15 protein-coding genes are annotated in these 16125 nt (G+C 68.3%); 13 read left to right on the top strand and 2 right to left on the bottom strand.

Features of this window, described 5'->3' with window-relative positions; translation table 11 throughout:
* Nucleotides 1-36 precede the first annotated feature (36 nt).
* The 3 genes from lepA to hemW are packed head-to-tail and all read left to right on the top strand — an operon-like array spanning nt 37 to nt 3771.
* Nucleotides 37-1890: a translation elongation factor 4 gene (gene lepA, locus MQH31_RS12165; RefSeq protein WP_243012270.1), complete on the top strand. Its 1854-nt coding sequence runs from the start codon at nt 37-39 to the stop codon at nt 1888-1890.
* Nucleotides 1891-1894: 4 nt separating this feature from the next.
* Nucleotides 1895-2542, top strand: a complete 648-nt coding sequence (locus MQH31_RS12160) for a DUF1990 domain-containing protein (RefSeq protein WP_134533416.1) — start codon at nt 1895-1897, stop codon at nt 2540-2542.
* A 2-nt stretch (nt 2543-2544) separates the two neighbouring features.
* Nucleotides 2545-3771 carry a radical SAM family heme chaperone HemW gene (hemW, locus tag MQH31_RS12155; protein ID WP_243012269.1) on the top strand — a complete coding sequence of 409 codons (1227 nt, stop codon included), beginning with the start codon at nt 2545-2547 and terminating at the stop codon, nt 3769-3771.
* 11 nt (nt 3772-3782) lie between these two features.
* On the opposite strand, the gene MQH31_RS12150 is transcribed toward hemW, so the two are convergent.
* Nucleotides 3783-4154, bottom strand: a complete 372-nt coding sequence (locus MQH31_RS12150; protein ID WP_243012268.1) for a DUF4870 domain-containing protein — start codon at nt 4152-4154, stop codon at nt 3783-3785.
* A gap of 78 nt (nt 4155-4232) precedes the next feature.
* The gene (locus MQH31_RS12145) at nt 4233-4661 is read right to left on the bottom strand and encodes a DUF4870 domain-containing protein (RefSeq protein ID WP_243012267.1); all 429 of its coding nucleotides are present in this window, start codon (nt 4659-4661) and stop codon (nt 4233-4235) included.
* Nucleotides 4662-4827: 166 nt separating this feature from the next.
* Here MQH31_RS12145 and hrcA point away from each other — a divergent pair, with 166 nt between their 5' ends.
* From hrcA to MQH31_RS12095, 10 genes are all read left to right on the top strand, one after another.
* Nucleotides 4828-5841 (top strand): heat-inducible transcriptional repressor HrcA, encoded by a 1014-nt coding sequence (hrcA, locus tag MQH31_RS12140; protein WP_134533422.1) that lies wholly within the window; start codon nt 4828-4830, stop codon nt 5839-5841.
* 62 nt (nt 5842-5903) lie between these two features.
* Entirely contained in the window at nt 5904-7022 is a 1119-nt protein-coding gene (gene dnaJ, locus MQH31_RS12135; RefSeq protein ID WP_134533424.1) for a molecular chaperone DnaJ, read from the top strand.
* 4 nt (nt 7023-7026) lie between these two features.
* Nucleotides 7027-7770, top strand: coding sequence for a 16S rRNA (uracil(1498)-N(3))-methyltransferase (locus MQH31_RS12130; RefSeq protein WP_243012266.1), 744 nt, complete (start codon nt 7027-7029; stop codon nt 7768-7770).
* A 50-nt stretch (nt 7771-7820) separates the two neighbouring features.
* A complete protein-coding gene (locus tag MQH31_RS12125; RefSeq protein ID WP_243012265.1) occupies nt 7821-8210 on the top strand; it encodes an HIT domain-containing protein in 390 nt (129 codons plus the stop codon).
* Nucleotides 8211-8226: 16 nt separating this feature from the next.
* Nucleotides 8227-9336 (top strand): PhoH family protein, encoded by a 1110-nt coding sequence (locus tag MQH31_RS12120; RefSeq protein ID WP_443655770.1) that lies wholly within the window; start codon nt 8227-8229, stop codon nt 9334-9336.
* On the top strand, nt 9333-9800 hold the full coding sequence (gene ybeY / locus MQH31_RS12115; protein WP_134533430.1) for an rRNA maturation RNase YbeY: 468 nt from the start codon (nt 9333-9335) through the stop codon (nt 9798-9800). The genes MQH31_RS12120 and ybeY overlap by 4 nt, the downstream gene beginning before the upstream one ends.
* Nucleotides 9797-11125: a hemolysin family protein gene (locus tag MQH31_RS12110; protein WP_134533432.1), complete on the top strand. Its 1329-nt coding sequence runs from the start codon at nt 9797-9799 to the stop codon at nt 11123-11125. The genes ybeY and MQH31_RS12110 overlap by 4 nt, the downstream gene beginning before the upstream one ends.
* The gene (era, locus tag MQH31_RS12105) at nt 11109-12011 is read left to right on the top strand and encodes a GTPase Era (RefSeq protein WP_134533434.1); all 903 of its coding nucleotides are present in this window, start codon (nt 11109-11111) and stop codon (nt 12009-12011) included. The genes MQH31_RS12110 and era overlap by 17 nt, the downstream gene beginning before the upstream one ends.
* A gap of 169 nt (nt 12012-12180) precedes the next feature.
* Complete coding sequence (locus tag MQH31_RS12100; protein ID WP_243012264.1) at nt 12181-13455, top strand: alpha/beta hydrolase; 1275 nt, start codon at nt 12181-12183, stop codon at nt 13453-13455.
* Nucleotides 13456-13460: 5 nt separating this feature from the next.
* Nucleotides 13461-16034 carry a bifunctional lysylphosphatidylglycerol flippase/synthetase MprF gene (locus tag MQH31_RS12095; protein ID WP_243012263.1) on the top strand — a complete coding sequence of 858 codons (2574 nt, stop codon included), beginning with the start codon at nt 13461-13463 and terminating at the stop codon, nt 16032-16034.
* Nucleotides 16035-16125: the final 91 nt, after the last annotated feature.

Below are 16125 nucleotides of genomic sequence, written 5' to 3'. Positions count from 1 at the left end.
CGCGGCGGGCCCGAGCTATGGGAGAATTACCGGATCATGTCACCCAGACCCCTCACGGCGTTCCTGCCGGCCGCAACACCGCCGGCATTCATCCGTAACTTCTGCATCATCGCGCACATCGACCACGGCAAGTCCACCCTCGCCGACCGGATGCTGCAGATCACCGGCGTCGTCGACGACCGTCTGATGCGGGCCCAGTACCTCGACCGCATGGACATCGAGCGCGAACGCGGCATCACCATCAAGAGCCAGGCCGTGCGGATGCCCTGGGAACTGGACGGCCAGGCCTACGCCCTCAACATGATCGACACTCCGGGTCACGTCGACTTCACCTACGAGGTCTCCCGCAGCCTCGCCGCGTGCGAGGGCGCCATCCTGCTCGTCGACGCGGCCCAGGGCATCGAAGCCCAGACCCTCGCGAACCTGTACCTCGCCCTCGAGAACGACCTCACCATCATCCCGGTGCTCAACAAGATCGACCTCCCCGCCGCAGACCCGGACAAATACGCGAAGGAACTCGCGAGCCTGATCGGCGGCAAGCCGGATGACGTGCTGCGCGTCTCCGGCAAGACCGGTGTCGGCGTCGCCGAACTGCTCGACCGAGCCACCCGGCTGATCCCCGCCCCCGTCGGCGACCCGGACGCCCCCGCCCGCGCGATGATCTTCGACTCGGTCTACGACAGCTACCGCGGCGTCGTCACCTACGTGCGCATGATCGACGGCAAGCTCAGCCCCCGCGAGAAGATCCAGATGATGTCGACCAGGGCGACGCACGAGATCCTCGAGATCGGCGTCACGAGCCCCGAACCGACCCCGAGCAAGGGCCTCGGCGTCGGCGAGGTCGGCTACCTCATCACCGGCGTGAAGGACGTGCGCCAGTCCAAGGTCGGCGACACCGTCACGACCGCGCTCCGCCCCGCGACCGTGGCCCTGCCCGGCTACACCGAGCCCAAGCCGATGGTGTTCTCCGGCCTGTACCCGATCGACGGCAGCGACTACCCGGCCCTCCGCGAAGCCCTGGACAAGCTCAAGCTCTCGGATGCCTCCCTCGTCTACGAGCCGGAGACATCCGTCGCCCTCGGCTTCGGTTTCCGCTGCGGCTTCCTCGGACTGCTGCACCTCGAGATCATCACGGAGCGCCTCGACCGCGAGTTCAACCTCGACCTGATCACGACGGCCCCGAGCGTGATCTACGAGGTCTCGACGGACGACAAGAAGACCGTCACCGTGACGAACCCGAGCGAGTTCCCAGACGGCAAGATCGCCAAGGTCGAGGAACCCATCGTGAAGGCCGCGATCCTCGCGCCCAAGGACTACGTCGGCGTCATCATGGAACTCTGCCAGGGCCGCCGCGGCACCCTGCTCGGCATGGAATACCTCGGCGAAGACCGGGTCGAGATCCGCTACACGATGCCCCTCGGCGAGATCGTGTTCGACTTCTTCGACCAGCTCAAGAGCAAGACCGCCGGCTACGCCTCGCTCGACTACGAACCCATCGGCTCGCAGGAGGCCGACCTCGTCAAGGTCGACATCCTGCTCCAGGGCGAGCAGGTCGACGCGTTCAGCGCCATCGTGCACCGCGACAAGGCCTACGACTACGGCGTGCTGATGACCGGTCGGCTGCGGAAGCTCATCCCACGGCAGCAGTTCGACGTGCCGATCCAGGCCGCGATCGGCGCCCGCATCATCGCCCGCGAATCGATCAGCGCGATCCGCAAGGACGTCCTCGCCAAGTGCTACGGCGGCGACATCTCCCGCAAGCGCAAGCTTCTCGAGAAGCAGAAAGAGGGCAAGAAGCGCATGAAGATGGTCGGCCGCGTCGAGGTCCCGCAGGAGGCCTTCATCGCCGCGCTCTCGGGGGATGAGCCGGCCAAGAAAGAGAAGAAGTAGACGGATGCGGCGTTCCACCTTCACCGACGCCGCCGTCACCTATACGGCGATCGGCGGTACCCTCGCCCCTGACCTGCTTCGCTACCCGCCGCGCGGCTACCGGCCGCTCGAGCGCACCGTGCGCCTGGGCAGCGGCGAGGAGCGCTTCCGCACCGCCGCGGCGCTGCTGATGACCTGGGGCGTTCAGCTCGGCAGCGGCATGACCGTCACCGAGTTGCAGCAGGGCACCGGCGTGCAGTACACCGGAATCGTGTTCGACGCAGACGGCACCCCGTCGACGAACCAGGAGCACCCCGTCGACGAGGCGACCTTCGCCGACGACGGCACCCCGTACATCGTCAACGGCATGTCCGCCCGGCTCTCGGTCGCGGTCGGCCCGTTCACCGTGGACTCGCCCGTGCGCGTCGTCTACGTCATCGACGAGTCCGACCGGATCGGCTTCGGCTACGGCACCCTCGCCGGCCACCCCGCGAGCGGCGAGGAGGCGTTCATCGTCGACCGGAAGGCCGACGACTCGGTCTGGCTGACGATCCGGGCGTTCTCCCGCCCGAGCACCTGGTACTACCGCCTCGCCTGGCCGATCGTCCGGCTGCAGCAGGCCAAGTTCACCGCCCGGTACCTGCGCGCCCTGCACCCCGTCGGCGCGGTCTGATCGTGGGCAGCGCCCTCCCTCTCGGCGACCCGGCCCCGCGCGACGGCCTGCTCCCGGCATCCGCCGCTGTCGGCGCCCTCGAGCGCGACTTCGGCGTGTACCTGCACGTGCCCTTCTGCCGGGTGCGCTGCGGCTACTGCGACTTCAACACCTACACGGCGACCGAGCTGCGCGGAGCCTCGCAGCACGACTACGCAGGTCAGGCCGTCGCCGAGGTCGAGTCCGCGGGGCGCATCCTCCGCGACTCCGGGGTCGCAGACCGGGAGGCGACGACGGTGTTCTTCGGCGGCGGCACCCCCACACTCCTGCCCGCGGCCGACCTGGTCCGGATGCTCGACTCCGTCCGCGACACCTGGGGCCTCGCGGCCGGCGCCGAGGTGACCACGGAAGCCAACCCGGACTCCGTCGACGCCGCCTACCTCGTGGCCCTGGCCGCCGCAGGCTTCACCCGGGTCTCTTTCGGCATGCAGTCCGCCGTGCCCCGGGTGCTCGCGACGCTCGAGCGCACCCACGACCCGGAGCGGATCCCGCTCGTCACAGCCTGGGCCCGCGACGCCGGCCTCGATGTCAGCCTCGACCTGATCTACGGCACACCGGGGGAGACCCGCGCCGACTGGCGCGCGAGCCTCGAACAGGCCATCGGGCTCGCCCCGAACCACATCAGCGCATACTCGCTCATCGTCGAGGACGGCACGAAGCTCGCGCGGCAGATCCGCCGCGGCGAACTCGCCCCCGTCGACGAGGACACCCAGGCCGAATACTACGAACTCGCCGATGAGCTCCTCGAGGCGGCAGGCTACGGCTGGTACGAGGTCAGCAACTGGGCGACGGATGCCGCGCACCGGTCCAGGCACAATCTCGCGTACTGGCGCAGCCAGGACTGGTGGGGGGTCGGACCCGGTGCGCACAGCCACGTCGGCGGCATCCGCTGGTGGAACGTCAAGCACCCGTCCGCATACGCCGACCGGATCCTCGCCGGCGACTCACCCGCCGCCGGGCGCGAGACCCTCGACGAGGCCACCCGCGAGGTCGAGCGGGTGCTGCTGCTCACCAGGATCCGGGAGGGCATCCGGATCGACTCGCTCTCCCCGCTCGGTCGCCGCGAAGTCGCCGGTCTCATCGCGGACGAGCTCATCAACGCGAAAGCCGCCCTCTCCGGGACGGTCGAACTGACCAGGAGAGGACGGCTTCTCGCGGACGCCGTCGTGCGGCGGCTGCTCGCGGACTAAGGTTCTGCGGACTAGCTGACGAACTTGATGGTGAGCGGGTAGGTGTAGTACTCGCCCTTGTTGGCCGCGAGGGCCGCGATGATGCTGAACACGACGCTCAGGACCCAGACGGCGGGTAGGAGCAGGAATCCGACAAGCGCGAGCGTCAGCACTCCGCTGATCACGTAGGCGATCACCAGTGTGATCTGGAAATTGAGCGCCGTCGCCGCGTGCGCGCGGATGAACGGGCCCCGATCCTTGAGCACGAGGTAGCCGATGAGCGCGGGCAGGAACTCGAAGAGGATTCCGCCCACGTGGATCAGGGTGGCCCACATGCGTTCGTCCGACGGGTTCATCGGCGTAACGGGCTGGTAGGAATTGGCGGGGGGTGGTGTCGTGGACATTCGAGCTCCTTGTGCGCGTTGTCGGGTTGTGCGGGTCCCGCGAGATACTCCGGGTGGTTCTGGTGCCGTCGTCCGGTGCTACTTGATGAGCCGCAGGGCGAAGGGGTAGCGGTAGGCCTGGCCGTCCTTCGTCTTCAGGAAGCCCTGGACGGAGAAGATGATCGCGATCACCCAGGCTGCGAGGTTGATCAGCCCGCCGATCAGGATGGCGGTGAGGATCCAGCCGATGACGTAGATGATCGTGATCGTGATCTGGAAGTTCAGGGCCTCCTTCGCTTCCTGCTCCGCGAAACGGCCGCGGTCCTTGAAGACGAGCCAGATGATCAGCGACGGCAGGAAGCCGATGACGCCGCCGAGGTGCGCGAAGGAGGCCCACTGGCGATCCTCGGCCTCGGTGAGGGGAGCGGCGGCCGCGGGTACGGGCGCAGCGGGCTGGTACGGTTGCTGCGGCGGGCGCTGGCCCAGGTTCGGATCTTCGCTACTGTTACCGGTTGAATTGCTCATCATCGTGCCTTTCCATGCGGATGGGGGTCCATTACAAGACTCACGGTACTGCGCTCAATCATCCGCTAGCAATGGGGTGTCCCCGTGTGTCGCGATATGATTGGCAGTCAAACGCTGTGAGTGCCAAAGTCGCCGGCACCCAGTCATCCGGAAAGGAGGCGATTCAGTCATGGTTTCGGATCGCAGCCTCGAAGTTCTGCGGGTCATAGTTCAAGACTACGTCGCCTCGCGCGAGCCCGTCGGCTCAAAAACCATCGTTGACCGGCATTCCTTCGGGGTGTCTGCGGCAACCATCCGCAACGACATGGCCCTTCTCGAGGAGGAGGAGCTCATCGTCGCCCCGCACACCTCCTCGGGGCGCATCCCGACCGACAAGGGGTACCGGCTCTTCGTCGATCACCTCGCCGACCTGCGGCCACTGTCCGCGGCGCAGCGCCAGGCAATCGAGACCTTCCTCGGCCAGTCCGCCGACCTCGACGAGGTCCTCGCGCGGAGTGTCCGGCTGCTCTCCCAGCTCACCCACCAGGTCGCCCTCGTGCAGTACCCCTCGCTGTCCCGCGCGAAGGTGCGCCACATCGAGCTCGTGCCGCTCTCCGAGACCCGGCTCCTGTCCGTTCTGATCACGGATGCCGGACGGGTCGAACAGCGCGTGATTGAGCTGCCCCGGCCGCTCGAGGAACAGCTGCTCGTGCGCCTCCGCGCCCGCCTCAACGCCGCCGTGGTCGGCCTCACCATGAGCGCAGCCGCGACCGCGCTCACGGATGCCGCTGACCTGGCCGGCGAACAACCTGACCTCGTCTCCCTGGTCACGCTGACCCTGCGCGACCAGGTCGGTGCGAACCGGCAGGAGCGCCTCGTGATGGCCGGCGCCGCGAATCTCGTCCGCACGGAGGAAGACTTCACCGGGAGCATCTACCCGGTGCTCGAGGCCATCGAGGAGCAGGTCGTCCTGCTGCGCCTCTTCGGCGAGATGGCCACAGACCAGCACGGTGTGTCCGTCAGCATCGGCCGGGAGAACGCGCCGTTCGGCCTCTCCGAGACGAGCGTCCTGACCAGCGGCTACAGCTCGCAGGGTGGAGACCTTGCCCGCCTCGGCGTGCTCGGCCCGACCCGGATGGACTACTCGAACAACATGGCGGCCGTCCGTGCCGTCGCCCGCTACCTGTCCCGCCTGCTCGAATAGTCGAGATTCTTCGACCAGCCCCACGCCGCAGACACACGAAAACAGACCGAGGAGAGCCAGCTTTGGCTGACCATTACGAAGTACTCGGCGTCGCCCGCGATGCCACCACCGATGAGATCAAGAAGGCGTACCGCCGTCTGGCTCGGCAGCTCCACCCCGACGTGAACCCCGGCGCAGACGCGTCGGAGCGGTTCAAGCACGTCACGCACGCCTACGACGTGCTGAGCGACCCGAAGCAGCGCGATAACTACGACCACGGCGGCAATGGCCGCACGGGGGGAAACGCCGGCTTCGACGGCAACTTCGGCAATTTCGGCGACATCTTCGAGACCTTCTTCGGAGGCGGCGGCGGTGGCGGCAGCCGCGGACCGAGATCCCGCCGGGAACGGGGGCAGGATGCCCTGATCCGGGTCGAACTCGACCTCGACGAGATCATCTTCGGAACCCACCGCGACCTCGAGGTCGACACGGCCATCGTCTGCGCGACGTGCAGCGGAACCTGCTGCCAGCCGGGGACCGCGCCTGTGACCTGCGACATCTGCCACGGCACCGGCAACATCCAGCGGGCCGTGCGTTCCCTGCTCGGAAACGTCATGACCTCGAGCCCGTGCGGCACCTGCCGCGGTTTCGGCACGATCATCGCGACCCCGTGCGTGACCTGCCAGGGTCAGGGCCGCGTCCGCGCCCGGCGCACCGTTCCGGTGGACATCCCCGCCGGCGTCGACACCGGCCTGCGCCTGCAGATGCCCGGCAGCGGAGAGGCCGGACCGGCAGGCGGCCCCAACGGCGACCTCTACCTCGAGATGAAGGTGCGGCACCACGACGTCTTCAGCCGAGACGGTGACGACCTGCTCTGCACGCTCGACGTGCCGATGACGGATGCGATCCTCGGCACGACCACGACCGTCAAGGCCCTCGACGGGGACATCACCGTCGAGATCCGTGCCGGTGTGCAGGGTGCAGAGGTCATCACGGTCAAGGACCGCGGTGTCTCGCGCCTCCGCGGCAACGGACGCGGCGATCTCAAGGTCGGCATCCACGTCGTGACGCCGACCAAGCTCGACCACAAGGAGCGGGAACTTATCGAACAGTTCGCTGCGCGGCACAAGTCCCCTGCTCCCGCGCTCAGTGCGGTGCAGCAGGGACTCTTCGCCAAGCTCCGCGACCGGTTCCGCGTCTAACCGGATGGCGCACTTCTTCATCGACGAGACCCTCCGCGCGGAGGACTGCGCCGTCGGGGGCCTCGCGACCATCACCGGCGCGGAGGCGAGGCATGCGGTCACGGTGAGCCGGGTCCGGCCGGGGGAGCACCTGCTCGCCGGGAACGGGTCGGGCCTGCTCCTGGAGGCGACCGTCGAGGAGGCGGAACCCGGCCGGCTGGCCCTGCGGATCGACGGCGTGCGCACCGCGGAGAGGCCGAGCCCGCGCATCCGCCTCGTGCAGGCACTCGCCAAGGGCGACCGCGACGAGATGGCCGTTCAGGCCGCGACCGAACTCGGTGTCGACGGTGTCGTTCCGTGGGCCGCGTCTCGATCGGTGACGCGCTGGGAGGGCCCCAAGGTGGCCAAGGGCCGGGATCGCTGGCGCGCCATCGTGCGCGAGGCGTCCAAGCAGTCGATCCGGCCCTGGCTGCCCGAGGTCGCCGAACTCACGAGCACGAAACAACTCGCCGTGCTGGCGCGGGACACCCGGATGCTGCTCCTCGAGCCCACCGCCGAGATCCGGCTGACCCGGTTGGGCGACCTCGCCGGCGCTGCGCGGGACATCGTGCTCGTCGTCGGTCCGGAGGGCGGCATCGCCGCCTCGGAACTTGAGCTGCTCGAAGCCGCGGGCGCCGTCCGGGTGCGCCTCGGCGACACCGTGCTGCGCACCTCGACGGCAGGGCCCGCGGCCCTCGCCGTGCTCAACGCCGCCTTCGACCGGTGGTGACCGACCGGTGGTGACCCCCGGCCGGGCGACCTGCCGCTTAAGATAGAACCATGTCAGCATCCGGCGCAGAACCCTCCGTCTTCAGCCGCATCGTCGCGCGCGAAATCCCCGCGACCATCGTCGCGGAGACCGACCGCATCATCGCATTCGCGGACATCAACCCGCAGGCCCCCGTCCACATCGTCATCACGACGAAGACGGAGGAGTACCGCAACGTCGTCGAACTCGCGGCCGGCGACCCCGGGCTCCTCGCCGAACTCGTCGCGGTTGCTGGACGGGTCGCCACCGAGCTCTCCGACGGCCAGTTCCGGCTGGTCTTCAACACCGGCGCCGCGGCCGGCCAGACCGTGTTCCACGTCCACGCGCACGTGCTCGCCCTGAAACCTTCGGGGGACGCAGCGGCCGGGTCGCTCGGGGAGGGAACACTTGGTTCCGTCTGAGCTGTCAGGGAAGTCCGTGCCGTCAGAAGAGTCCGTGCCGTCCCTGCCCTCCGGCGCGCTCCCGGCTGAGACGACCGTCGAGACCCGGATCCTCATCGACGGGGTCGCCATGGTGCGCCTCCTCGGCGCCCAGGACCGGCTGCTCGGCGCGATCGAGAAGGAACACCCCGCGGTCAGCGTGCACGTCCGCGGCAACGAGATGACGCTCTCCGGTGAGACGACGCAGGTCGCCGCCGCGCGCCGCCTGATCGAAGAACTGCTCGTGATGATCCGCGAAGGCCGCGACCTCGCGCCGGCCGAGGTCGTGTCGAGCGCCCGGATGCTCGGTGAGGACAGCACCTCGAGCCCCTCCGTCCGGCTCGGTCCGCCGATCCTGACCTCACGAGGCAAGAGCATCCGCGCGAAGACGGTCGGCCAGAAGGAATACGTCGACGCCATCGACACCGACACGATCGTGTTCGGGATCGGCCCGGCCGGAACCGGAAAGACCTACCTCGCCATGGCTAAGGCCGTGCAGGCGCTGCAGCGCAAGGAGGTCGAACGGATCATCCTCACCCGCCCGGCCGTCGAAGCGGGGGAGCGCCTCGGCTTCCTGCCCGGCACCCTGACCGACAAGATCGACCCCTACCTCCGCCCGCTCTACGACGCGCTCGGCGAGATGATGGAGCCGGAGCTCCTGCCCAAACTGCTCGCGGCGGGCACGATCGAGGTCGCCCCGCTCGCGTACATGCGCGGCCGCACCCTGAACAATTCCTTCGTCGTCCTCGACGAGGCGCAGAACACCACGCCGGAACAGATGAAGATGTTCCTCACCCGGCTCGGCTTCGGCTCGAAGATGGTCGTCACCGGTGACGTCACGCAGATCGACCTGCCGGCTGGTTCGAGCGGCCTGCGACTCGTGACCCGCGTGCTCGACACGGTCGACGACATCCGCTTCGTGCGCCTCACGAGCGCGGATGTCGTGCGCCATTCCCTCGTCGGCAGGATCGTCGACGCCTGGACCGAATACGACGCGCTCCGGCAGGCGCAGCGCATCGAAAGCGAACAGGCCCACGAATTCGTCAAGCGCGGCCCAGAACGCCCCGGCGGCATCCGCGACCGCTTTCCGAAACGGAGACCCTCATGAGCATTGAAATCAACAACGAATCCAACATCCCGGTCGACGAGGTTGCGCTTCAGCGCCTCGCTGCCTTCGCCCTCGACACCATGCACGTGCACGCGGACGCCGACCTCGCGATCCTCCTCGTCGACGAGGGCGCGATGGAGCAGCTGCACGTGCAGTGGATGGACGAGCCGGGGCCGACGGACGTCCTGAGCTTCCCGATGGACGAACTCCGCCCCGGTACCGAAGACGCGGAAACACCGGCGGGCCTCCTCGGCGATATCGTGCTCTGCCCGCAGGTCGCCCAGGGCCAGGCCGAGACGGCCGGCCATTCGACGCTCGACGAGCTCCTCCTGCTGACCGCGCACGGGATCCTGCACCTCCTCGGCTTCGACCACGCCGAACCCGACGAGGAGAAGGAGATGTTCGGCATCCAGCGCGACATCCTGATCGGCTTCGCCATGCAGGAACGCCGCCGAACCCGATGAGTATCGGGTGGTTCCTCGTGGCGGCCATCGTCCTGGTCGCCTTCGGCGGCCTGATGGCCGCCGTCGATTCCGCCGTCCTCGCCCTCTCCCGCGTCGACATCAACGAACTCGCCGAGACCCACCGGGCGAAACGGTCTCTCCGCGCGATCTCCGCGGACACCGGCGCCCACCTCAATGCGATCAGCTTCATGCGGATCATCGCCGAGACGACCTCCGCGGTGCTCGTGACCCTCGTCTTCGCGACGACGATCGAACAACTCTGGCTCGCTCTCGTGCTCTCGGCGGCCCTGATGACGGCGGTCTCCTTCGTCCTCGTCGGCGCCAGCCCGCGCAGCGTCGGGCGGGCGCATCCCGTCGGGTTGCTCACCGGAACGGCGCCGCTCGTGCACTTCCTGCGCGTGCTGCTCGGCCCGATCGCGAACGCGCTCGTCGCACTCGGTAACCGGGTCACCCCCGGGCGCACCCGGCTCGCCACCTTCACCTCTGAGGACCAGCTGCTCAGCATGGTCGACGAGGCAACCGAGCTCGACGTGCTCGAAGAGGACGACCGGGAACTCATCCACTCGATCTTCGAGTTCAACGACACCGTCGTGCGCGAGGTGATGATCCCGCGCACGGACATGGTGACGATCGAGGCCGGCGCGCCGCTCGGCGAAGCCATGGGGCTGTTCCTGAGCAAGGGCTTCTCCCGGGTCCCCGTGATCGACGGCGAAGTCGACGACGTCACGGGCATCGTCTACCTGCGCGACGTCGCCCGCGTCGTGTACGAACGACCGCCGAACATCGAGAGTCTCACCGTCGGCGACCTCGCGCGGCCCGCGGTGTTCGTCCCCGAATCCAAGAAGGTCGACGAGCTGCTCCGGCAGATGCAGCTCGAGTCGAACCACCTCGCCATGGTCGTCGACGAGTATGGTGGCATAGCGGGCCTGGTCACGCTTGAAGACCTGATCGAAGAACTCGTCGGAGACATTTCCGACGAATACGACCGTGACGTCGTCGAGGTCGAAGATCTCGGCCACGGCCGGTTCCGGGTCAGCGCCCGGCTCCCGGTCGACGAACTCGGCGAACTGTTCGACCTCGAACTCGACGATGACGAGGTCGATTCGGTCGGCGGACTGCTGGCGAAGGCCCTCGGGCGACTGCCCGTTGCCGGGTCGGTCGCACGCACGAGCGGGTTGGTCCTCACCGCGGAACGCACGGAGGGCCGCCGCAAACGGATCAGCACTGTGCTGGTCCAACGAGACGAAGCGCTGATCGAGGCGCAGGCCGCATTCCTCGGAGTGACGGACGATGAGGGAGTAAACGGTCATGACCACAGAAAATGATTTCCGGGCGGGGTTCGTATCGTTCGTCGGTCGGCCCAACGTCGGCAAGTCGACCCTCACGAATGCGCTCGTCGGTGAGAAGGTCGCCATCACCTCCTCCAAGCCGCAGACCACCCGGCGGGCCATCCGCGGGATCGTGCACCAGAAGGACGGCCAGCTGATCCTCGTCGACACCCCCGGCATCCACAAGCCGCGGACCCTGCTCGGCGAGCGGCTCAACAGCCTCGTCCAGTCCACCCTCGCCGGCGTCGACGTCGTCGGCCTGTGCATCCCGGCCAACGAGCCGATCGGCCCGGGGGACCGCTTCATCAACGAGCAGCTCGACAACTTCCCGCGCGCCCGCAAGGTCGCGATCGTGACGAAGATCGACCTCTCCTCGAAGACGAGCGTCGCGAACCAGCTCCTCGCGGTGTCCGCGCTCCGGGACTGGGAAGCGATCGTGCCGATCTCGTCCACGAGCCGCATCCAGCTCGACATCCTCGCCGCAGAGCTCCTGCGCCTCCTGCCGCTCTCCGACGCCCCGCTCTATCCGGCGGATGCCGTCACGGACGAGAGTCTCGAATCGCGCATTTCGGAGTACATCCGCGAGGCGGCGCTCGAGGGCGTCACCGACGAACTCCCGCACTCGATCGCCGTGACGATCGACGACATCATCGAACGGGACGACCAGGAGCTCGTCGAGGTCTACGCCAACCTCTTCGTCGAACGGGACAGTCAGAAGGGCATCATCATCGGCAAGTCCGGCAGCCGGCTCAAGGACGTCGGCGTACGGGCGCGCAAGCAGATCGAACCCCTGGTCGGCAAGAGGGTCTTCCTCTCGCTGCGGGTCAAGGTCGCCAAGGAATGGCAGCGCGACCCGAAGCAGCTCGGCCGCCTCGGTTTCTAGGCTTCCGCCGCCATGACGCCGTGCCGGCCCTGCCTGGGTGTCCGGCCCTGACTCTTTGCTGGGACGGGCAGGCCTGCCGGCCGCCTTCCCTGAGCCATTGCTCAGAAGGCGGTGCTTTGGCGGGCGGGCGGCGCCACGGAGTGTGAGGGTAGGGAGGGAGGAAACCGAGATGGCTGCACTGCTTGACACCAGCATCGTCGCTGGACCCGTCGTGGTGGTGCTCTACGTGCTCGCCGGCCTGGCCCTCGTCCTCGTGCTCGCCCGCCGGTACAGCGGAACCGCCTTGTTCCGCGCGGCCGCGAGCCTCGCAGCAGGGGCACTTCTCGGCTGGGTCATCGCCTGGCTGACGAGCGATGTCTGGGACCTGTTCGGAGTGTCGTTATCGATGGTGACCCGAGGGTGGGTCGTGGTCGTCTTCGCCGGAATCGGCCTCGCGATCAACACCGTGATCGGCACCGGCACCGGCACTGGCAACGGCTGGCGGCGCGGTGTCGCGATCGCCGCGATCCCGCTCTGCCTCCTCGCCGCAGCCGCAGGCATCAACGCCGACTTCGGGCAGTACACCACGGTGCGGGCGGCACTCGGCCTTCCGCTCTACGGCGCACTCGACGGGACTGCGGTGCCGACGAGCATCGTGGGCGAGACCGCGGGCAGCATCGGCACCGTCACGATTCCCGCCACCGTGTCCGGATTCGACCCGCGCCCCGCCATCGTGTACCTGCCCGCCGCAGCCCGCATCGCCCATCCTCCCGTGCTCCCCGTCGTCGTGATGCTCTCCGGCCAGCCGGGAACACCGGCCGACGTCTTCACCGCGGGAAAACTCGACGCGATCCTCGACGCGTACGCCGCCACTCACTCCGGCCAGACACCCATCGTCGTCGTCCCCGACCAGCTCGGAGCCGCCGACCGCAACCCGATGTGCGTCGATTCCGCACTCGGCAACAGCGCCACGTACCTCACGGTCGACGTCCCCGCCTGGATCCGGTCCACATTCTCGGTCGCCGAGAGCCCGGCCGGATGGGCCATCGCCGGCTTCTCCCAGGGCGGCACCTGCTCGATCCAGCTCGGCGCCGCGCATCCGGAGCTCTTCGGCACCATTCTCGACATCTCCGGGGAGCTCGTGCCGCGGAACGGCGATGCGGCCCACACGATCCAGACCGGATTCGCCGGAAACGCGGCTGCGTACGCCGCCGCCGCACCGGCCGCGATCCTCGCCGCACACGCACCGTACTCGAACCTGAAGATCATCTTCGCGGTCGGGGCAGGCGACGCGCGTTTCCTGGCCTGGGCGAACACCCTCGACGCTGCGGCCACCGCTGCCGGCGCGGACACCCAACTGATCGTCTCGCCAGGGACGGCACACGACTGGCACACCGTGCAATTCGCCTGGACGACCGCCCTGCCCCTCCTCGCCGCCCGAACCGGACTCGCGGTGACCCCGTGAACGCGATGCCGACATCCACCGACGGCTCCCGTGCCTCAGACGGATCGGTCCGGACCGGGTGGCTCGCCCGCGCCGGAGCCGGTTTCGCCGCGACCGCCCTGCTCGTCTGGCGGCGGCTGAAGAAGCAGCCGGTATCCCTGGGCTACGCACTCATCCTGCTCGTCCTCGCACTCACGACGGGCATCCTCCAGGGTCCGCCCCGGTGGGTCAGGCTCTGGTTCGGCACCGGGTACGAGTCGGTCATCGACGGCGGGCACTGGTGGTCTCCGGTCACGAGTGTGTTCCTCGTGGACAACCTCGCGGAGCTTCTGCTCGCGCTCCTCACGACCCTCGTGGTCCTCGGCTATGCGGAGCACCTCCTCGGCAGTGTCCGCACGGTCATCGCCTTCCTGGCCACGGCGATCCTCGGCACCGGGGTCGGTCTCCTGCTCCAGGACGCGGGAGTCGCGAGCGGCGAGATGTGGTCACGGGGCGTCAGCGAGCTCTGGGCTCTCGACCCGTTCACGCCGATCTTCGGCACGATCATGGCGGCGAGCAGCTTCGCCGGTCCGCTCTGGCGCAGACGCATCCGGGTGTTCACCCTCGTGGTCGCCCTCGTGCTCGTGCTCTACTCCGGCCAGCCCTCCGACTTCTACCGCCTTCTCGGGGCCCTCGCGGGTCTCGCGCTCGGGGCCGTCTTCCATCCCCGGCGGATCGACCTGACCTGGCGCCGGAGTTCACATCGTGAGACGCGGACACTGCTCGCCTCCGTACTCGGGATCCTCGCCGTCGGCCCGGTGATCACGATCTTTTCCGGAACCCGGTTCGGCCTGCTCGCGCCGCTCGGGCTCCTGCTCACCCAGGACGTGCCCTCCGTCACCGACGTCGTCGACCGGTGTCTCCTCGGCAACATCACCCGGCAGTGCGTGCACGCGCTGACCCTGGAGCGTGTCGCCGGCGTCGGCCCGGTGCTCGTCTCGCTGCTGCCGCTGCTCACCCTGCTCGTGGCCGCGTTCGGGATCCTGCGGGGGAGACGCTTCGCGGCCTGGCTCGCGATCGTCGTGAACACCGGCATGGCCGTTCTGGGCGCCTGGTACTACGGCCTCCTGCCGATCTCCGGCCAGCCGTACGTCTGGCACTGGCGGTCCTTCCAGTACTTCGAGGTTGCCGTCGTGCTCGTCGTGTCCGTGCTGGTACCGCTCGCGACCGCAGTGCTCATCGCCGTCAACTTGCGGCGCTTTCCCGTGCGCAGCAGACCGGGCAGGCTCCGCCGCTTCTTCCTGACGACCGTGGTCTCGTTCCTGGCCCTCGCGAGCGCGTACGTCATCGGCGGACTCGCCCTCAGCGACCGGTTCACCCCCGCCGTGACCCTGGTCGACCTCGTCAGCGATGTCCCGGAGCGGTTCATTCCCGTCGGATTCCTGCGCCTCGAACGGCTGTCGTTCCTGCCGACCGACTGGGCATCGACGATGCTGTACCAGTGGGTCGGACCGGTGTTCTGGGTGATCGTCATCATCGGTGCGATCCAGTGCATGCGCAGCACCGTCGCCGGCGGCCGGAGCGACGATGCTGCGCGGCTGCGGGCTCTCCTCAGCACGGGAGGCGGCGGTTCCCTCGCGTACATGACCACGTGGGAGGGGAACTCGCTCTGGTTCAACGCATCGGGCTCCACCGCGATCGCGTACCGCGTGGAGACCGGCGTGGCCATCACCACGACGGAGCCGATCGGCCCCGTCGAGGATGCCGCCCGGGCGATCGCCGACTTCGCGATCATGTGCGACGACCATGGCTGGATCCCGGTCTTCTACAGCCTGCACGGCAGCTGGCAGGCGACCTTCGCCCGGATGGGCTGGCAGACCATGGGCATCGGCGAAGAGACCATCCTGAGGCCCCGGACCTGGGACACGACGGGGAAGAAGTGGCAGGACATCCGCTCGTCGATCAACCGGGCGGAACGCGCGGGCGTGCGCGCGGAATGGACCAGCTACCGGGCGCTTCCGGTGCTCGAGAGCGTGCAGATCTCCGAGATTTCCGAGCTCTGGGTGCAGGAGAAGGAACTCCCCGAGCTGGGCTTCACCCTCGGCGGCCTCGACGAGCTCCGCGACCCGGCGGTCCGGCTCATGCTGGCCATTGACGGGAGCGGTGTCGTGCACGCCGTGACCAGCTGGCTCCCGAGCTACCGCGACGGACGGGTGATCGGCTGGACGCTCGATTTCATGCGGCGGCGCCCGGACAGCATGAACGGTGTGATGGAGTTCCTGATCGCGCAGACCGCCCAGCGGATGAGCGAGGAGCCGGAGATCGAATTCCTGAGCCTCTCAGCAGCCCCGCTGGCCCAGACCGGTTCCGGCGACGGAGAGAACCGGGCCTCGAGCCTTGCGTCCCGGTTCATCGACTTCCTCGGGCGCAGCCTCGAGCCCGTCTACGGGTTCCGCTCGCTCCTCGCCTTCAAACGGAAGTTCCAGCCGGAATTCCATCCGCTCTTCATGGCCTACCCGGACCCGGTCGCCCTCCCCGCGATCGGACTCGCACTCGCACGGGCCTATCTGCCGGCACTCTCCGTGCGGGAAGCCCTCGCCTTCGCCAGGGGACTCGCCTGACCCGATCGGAATAGATCCGATCCGATCCTGCGCGAGTACATCGCACGGAGGATTTCGGGTGTTCTCCGGGATGACGTTCTCGGGGAGACCC

The organism is Cryobacterium zhongshanensis, assembly GCF_022760445.1.
In the GTDB taxonomy this organism is placed as follows: domain Bacteria; phylum Actinomycetota; class Actinomycetes; order Actinomycetales; family Microbacteriaceae; genus Cryobacterium; species Cryobacterium algoricola.
Note: the sequence above shows the minus strand (reverse complement) of the source record. Positions and strands in the feature narration are given on the sequence as shown.

Bases quoted from the DNA above. Each gene is read 5' to 3' on its own strand.
- MQH31_RS12125 (WP_243012265.1), top strand. From the start codon at position 7,821: ATGTCAGCATCCGGCGCAGAACCCTCCGTCTTCAGCCGCATCGTCGCG.
- MQH31_RS12145 (WP_243012267.1), bottom strand. From the start codon at position 4,661: ATGATGAGCAATTCAACCGGTAACAGTAGCGAAGATCCGAACCTGGGC.
- MQH31_RS12100 (WP_243012264.1), top strand. From the start codon at position 12,181: ATGGCTGCACTGCTTGACACCAGCATCGTCGCTGGACCCGTCGTGGTG.
- MQH31_RS12095 (WP_243012263.1), top strand. From the start codon at position 13,461: ATGCCGACATCCACCGACGGCTCCCGTGCCTCAGACGGATCGGTCCGG.
- MQH31_RS12160 (WP_134533416.1), top strand. From the start codon at position 1,895: ATGCGGCGTTCCACCTTCACCGACGCCGCCGTCACCTATACGGCGATC.
- MQH31_RS12150 (WP_243012268.1), bottom strand. From the start codon at position 4,154: ATGTCCACGACACCACCCCCCGCCAATTCCTACCAGCCCGTTACGCCG.
- lepA (WP_243012270.1), top strand. From the start codon at position 37: ATGTCACCCAGACCCCTCACGGCGTTCCTGCCGGCCGCAACACCGCCG.
- ybeY (WP_134533430.1), top strand. From the start codon at position 9,333: ATGAGCATTGAAATCAACAACGAATCCAACATCCCGGTCGACGAGGTT.
- MQH31_RS12130 (WP_243012266.1), top strand. From the start codon at position 7,027: ATGGCGCACTTCTTCATCGACGAGACCCTCCGCGCGGAGGACTGCGCC.
- MQH31_RS12110 (WP_134533432.1), top strand. From the start codon at position 9,797: ATGAGTATCGGGTGGTTCCTCGTGGCGGCCATCGTCCTGGTCGCCTTC.
- era (WP_134533434.1), top strand. From the start codon at position 11,109: ATGACCACAGAAAATGATTTCCGGGCGGGGTTCGTATCGTTCGTCGGT.
- hrcA (WP_134533422.1), top strand. From the start codon at position 4,828: ATGGTTTCGGATCGCAGCCTCGAAGTTCTGCGGGTCATAGTTCAAGAC.